The following is a 1236-nucleotide window of genomic DNA, read 5'->3' as shown; positions in this document are numbered from 1 at the left end:
TAAGCGGGTAATTCTACCCACCTAGCTATTGAAGGGCCCTTTGCTATAGGGCAGCAGATCGCTGATATCACAGCCCGCTTCTCGTTGTGGAAGTTCTGTCAGGACATGGCGCAGATAGGCATAGGGCTCAACGCCGTTCGCGCGACAGCTGAGCATAATACTGAACAGGACGGCACTGGCATTCGCCCCGCTTGGCGTATCTGCGAACAGCCAGGCCTTTCGCCCGGTAGCAACCGGACGGATTTCCCGCTCGACTCGGTTGTTGTCTATCGGGTAATCGCCATCCTCGACATACCTTTCAAGGTAAGGCCATTGTTTGAGCGCATAACTGACCGCTTTCCCCATCGGGCTCTGAGGAAGCAGTTTCGCTGCCGCCTTATCCAGCCAGCCATGGAAGGACGCCAGGATCGGGATACTTCCTTTTTCCCTTAGCGTATACCTTTCTGCCGCCGACAAGGACTGGGCTTTCTTTTCGATGGCATACAGCTTCTGGATATAGCTCAGCGCCTGTTTGGCCTGTCCTGCTTTTTTCGGGCTCAGGTCGAGCGCGTCCTTGAACTTGCGCCGGGCATGAGCCCAACACCCGAGGTGCGTCACCTTCTCCAGCATCCGCCAGGCCGAGTAGCCATCGGTCATGATTGTGCCGGTATAGCCGTCGAGGAAGGCTTTGGGGTAAGCATGCCCCCGGCCCGGTTGGTATTCGAACAACACCACCGGCGTTGTACTCTGTTCGTGGCCGGCGTAGGCCCAGAGGTAAGATTTACTTTGGGCTTTCTTGCCGGACTCCTTCAAGACTTGAAGTGTCGTTTCGTCACCGTGGATAACCGTCTCTTTTAACAGGGTTTCCTTCATAGCTCGGTACACAGGCGAAAGCAGTTCGGCCGTCTTTATCATCCAGCTCGCCAGGGTGGTTCGCTGGATATCAACCCCGACACGCGCCAGCTCTTTTTCGATACGGTACAGCGGCAGGCCGTCGGCATATTTGCTGACGGCCACGGTTGCAAGCGTGCCCGCCGTGGCGATACTGCCGGGAAGCGGTTGCCGGGGCATTGAAGCGGTGATGATTTTGCTGCCTTCGCCGTGGTTTTCGCAATGACGGCAAGCGTATTTTTTGCGCTCATGACGCAGGACTTTCACTTGCTTGGGGATGATTTCGAGCTGCTCGGACGTTTCGACACCGATGGCATGCAGCTCACCCTGGCAACAAGGGCAGGTTTTTGCATCCTCCGGTAAATC

The 1236-nt window shown here is 56.3% G+C and carries 1 protein-coding gene; it reads right to left on the bottom strand.

The window, feature by feature from the left end; all coding sequences use genetic code 11:
* Window positions 1-21: 21 nt before the first annotated feature.
* Window positions 22-1236 (bottom strand): IS66 family transposase (tnpC, locus tag NHN17_RS25780; protein WP_255045527.1); only part of this gene is annotated, 1215 nt, incomplete at its 5' end.

It is taken from the genome of Photobacterium pectinilyticum (assembly GCF_024357955.1).
Taxonomy (GTDB): domain Bacteria; phylum Pseudomonadota; class Gammaproteobacteria; order Enterobacterales; family Vibrionaceae; genus Photobacterium; species Photobacterium pectinilyticum.
Note: the sequence above shows the minus strand (reverse complement) of the source record. Positions and strands in the feature narration are given on the sequence as shown.